The sequence below is a fragment of the Rhizobacter sp. P1_G5 genome (assembly GCF_056405435.1).
In genome coordinates this window covers 1-3,824 of the sequence record NZ_JBFUCB010000584.1, presented here as the reverse complement: position 1 = coordinate 3,824, position 3,824 = coordinate 1, and the positions used below count along the sequence as shown (strand labels likewise).

The 3,824-nt window shown below is 62.3% G+C and carries 3 protein-coding genes; all 3 read left to right on the top strand.

The annotated features are described in order from the left end of the window. The coding region (locus AC1D12_RS27445; RefSeq protein ID WP_477844205.1) for an NAD(P)H-dependent flavin oxidoreductase at positions 1-804 on the top strand (804 nt) is incomplete at its 5' end. Between the two features lie 237 nt (positions 805-1,041). After that, on the top strand, positions 1,042-3,060 hold the full coding sequence (locus AC1D12_RS27440) for an RHS repeat-associated core domain-containing protein (protein ID WP_477844203.1): 2,019 nt from the start codon (positions 1,042-1,044) through the stop codon (positions 3,058-3,060). 444 nt (positions 3,061-3,504) lie between these two features. Next, a partial coding sequence (locus AC1D12_RS27435; protein WP_477844201.1) for a hypothetical protein occupies positions 3,505-3,824 on the top strand: 320 nt, incomplete at its 3' end.

Genomic DNA, 3,824 nt, shown 5'->3' with positions numbered 1-3,824 from the left:
CTCGAATGCGGCATCGATGCGGTGGTCGTCGGCGCCGGGCTGCCGCTGGACCTGCCGGAACTGGCGAGCGAGCACCCGGACACGCTGTTGATCCCGATCCTGTCTGACGCGCGCGGCGTGCAGTTGCTGGTGCGCAAATGGGAGCGCCGCAAGCGCCTGCCCGATGCGATCGTCATCGAACACCCGGGGCTGGCCGGCGGCCACCTGGGCGCGGCGCGCATCGGCGACCTGCATGACGCGAGGTTCGATTTCGAGACGGTGATCCCGCAGGTGCTGGCGTTCCTGCGCAGCGGCGGCTACGAGAAGGACATCCCGCTGATCGCGGCCGGCGGCGTGCGCAGCCATGCCGACGTGCGGCGGCTGCAGGGCCTGGGCGCGGCAGCGGTGCAGCTGGGTACGCCGTTCGCGGTGACGCATGAATGCGATGCGCACGAAGCCTTCAAGCAGGTGCTGGCGCAGGCGCGTGATGAAGACCTGGTCGAGTTCACCAGCGTGGCCGGGCTGCCGGCGCGCGCGGTGCCGACGGTCTGGCTGCGCAACTACCTGAAGGCCGAGCCGCGCCTGCAGAAGACGGCGCACGTGAAGCCGCGCTGCACGTTGGATTTCGACTGCCTCGCGCAATGCGGCCTGCGCGACGGCCTGCCGGGCTGGGGGCAGTTCTGCATCGACACGCAGCTCGCGGCGGCGCTGCGCGGGGATGTGAAGAAGGGGCTGTTCTTCCGCGGGGTGGGCAAGCTGCCGTTCGGGGAGCAGATCCGCGGGGTGGGTGAGTTGTTGCGGTACATGGTGACTGCGGTGGGCTGACTCCATTGTTTCTGCAGACTGTTCCGCGTCTGTCTCTGCATGGGCACGTGGAGATACGCAGATTTGCGATCGGCGTCATCGTGAACCTCTGGCATGTTGCAAGCCACCGACGGCGTCGCATGTGATGCTTGCCAACGATCAAGCTCGGCGCTTCAATGCGCGCAGTACGCCGACCAGGCAGTCCCCTTGAGAGGGTGTGGCGGCGCGAATCGATCAACCGCCTACTGAAACTCGACGATGAACACGACGACCCATGCAGGGGTCTTTGCTGTTGCGACTTGCCTGCTTTTGCCTGCCGTCCCATGCCACGCTGATATTCCGCCTCCGCCGGTGTCACCAACGCCAGTCCGTGCCTACGAGTACGACGCCGAAGGAAACGTCACCAAGATCACCCGCGATCCGAACGGCCTGAACATCCAGACGCGGGTGGGCTACGACCCGCAGTACCGCGTGAAGGAMTTGACCGACCCGAGGAACGGCAAGACCGCGATCGAGTACGACGGAGGCGGCAGGCCGACGAAGGTGACCGACCCGCGCAACCTGGTCACGCAGTACCCGCGCAATGGCTTCGGCGATGCGACGCAGCTGATCAGCCCGGACACCGGCATCACCAACATCACCTACGACGCGGCACGCCGGCTGAAGACCCGCACCGACAGCCGTGGCGTCACCGAAACCTACACCTACGATCTCGAAGGACGACTCACCAGCGTCGTCTACAGCCAGAGCGGCCAAGCGAGCCAGACCACCACCTGGAGCTGGGACCTCACCGGCCCGGACTACACCTACAGCATCGGCCGGCTCAGCCGCGCCGATCACCCGAACGGCTTCGCCCGTTTCAGGTACGACCCGCGGGGCCGGATCACCGAAGCCGTGCAATCGGTGAACGCCAAGGCYGGTGCGAACAYCGTGCCGATCCARACGACGGTGAAGTACGCCTACTCGCACGGCGACCTGATGACSATCACCTACCCGTCGGGCCGGGTGCTGGTGATCACGCGYGACACCGGCGAGCTCATCGGCATGAGCCTGGCGAAAGACGCAGGCAGCGCGCCTGTCCCGCTGATCAGCAACGTGAAGTGGGAACCCTTCGGCCCGGTGAGCGGCTGGGACTGGCACATGACAAGCGGCCTGATGAACCACACGCGGCTGTTCGACCTGGGCGGGCGCATCGTGCGCTACCCGCTCGGCAACGTGCTGCGCGACGTGAGCTACGACGCCGCCGACCGCATCAGCGGCTTCACGCACCTGCTGGCGAGTGACGGCTCGGCGCAACCCGCGCTGGACCAGAGCTTCGGGTACGACGGGAACAGCCGCCTCACCAGCATCACCGCCTCGGCATCGAGTTGGTCGATCGCCTACGACCCGAACGGCACCCGCACGAGCGTGAGCCTGAACGGCAGCGCAAGTGAGTACACGACCGAGGCGACGAGCAACCGACTGACGAACATCACGAACCCAGCTCGCAGCTTCGGGTACGACAACGCCGGCAACACGACCAGCGACAGCGTGGGCTACACGGCGACCTACGGCCTGAACGGCTCGATCGCGAGCATCACGAAGACAGGGGTGACCGGCAGCTACGACTACAGCGCAGAGCGCCGGCGCATCCGCAAAGTGACGAGCACGGGCGAGACGGTGATCTTCGTGTACGACCTCAAGGGGCAACTGCTCGGGGAATACGACCAGGCCGGCAAGGCGATCCGCGAATACGTGTGGCTGGACAGCATCCCGGTGGCGATGTTCATACCGGACCCGGCCAATGCGAACAACCCGCCACTCATCTACTACATCCACACGGATCACCTGAATGCGCCGCGCATCGTTGTGGACCAGAACGGAGCCAAGCGCTGGCGCTGGCTGGCCGAGCCGTTCGGGACGACGGCACCGGAGACGAATCCCGATGGGCTCGGGGCCTTCACGCAGAATCTGCGATTCCCGGGGCAGTATGCGGATGCAGAGTCGGGGCTTTGGTACAACTACTTCCGCAGCTACGACAGCTCGAAAGGTAGCTATGCGCAGAGCGACCCAATAGGGTTATCCGGTGGGAGTTGGTCAACGTACTCTTATGTCAACGGGAGCCCAATCGGCTTCATAGATCCACAGGGCTTGGCCTATTTTGGCATGCGACCTCTCAACGGCATGCCAACTATGATCTTGAATTTCGCATTGGGCAGATGGCAAGTCGCTCACGAGAATCTTTTTTTGAAGATGGCGCTTCACCTGATAATCTTGGGTACTCCCCATCCGGGGTGACACCAGACCCCTTCCCCGGTGGCTACATTGAAACCGATGGCGGTTACAACGACTGCGTAATGAGGTTGGCCGTAGCAATGAATATGTGGCCGGCACCAAAATACAGTCTGCTCTGCAACAATTGCCAAGCCTGGGCCGCCGCCGTCAGGCTTTCCTATAACAGATTGATCAACGATCCAGCCACTCGAGCCAAATGTAAATGCGATAAAAAACCTGAACCGGCGACGAGAACGCTGCCGGCATCATCATCATTCGGTATTGGACAGTCGAGAGCTACCTACGATCCGGTTCAGGACAGATGGACGACGGAACCAAGCCCCTTTGGCTTTGGTGGCTTACCCCCGCCTTGGTGGGAACTGATTCTTCTACCATGACCGCAGGGGCGACTGCTGTCGTTGTGGCCGCTGAACTCATCTCTTTGCTCACAATCCTTTTGGGCGCGCAATGATATTCAATGCACTTGCTTCAAGGCCACGCCTTCGCAGATTTGCAACCTTCTTTGCCCCCAAAGGGGCTAATTCGCACATATTCGACGTTGAACTCATCGAGGAGAACGGAGTTTTTCGAGCCTCCCATTCATTTCGACATGAATTGGCTGGATGGCATCAACTGGGATTGATTGTCGAGCATCACATAGAGAACCCGATCCAGCAACCTATCCTGCTGGACGTGAACTGCGATCTTCATCTTCCAGAAAAATCCGTCACATTGCTTCATGGCAAGGCGCCGCTCACCACCCCTTGGTGGTCGGGGTCTGAAAGCAA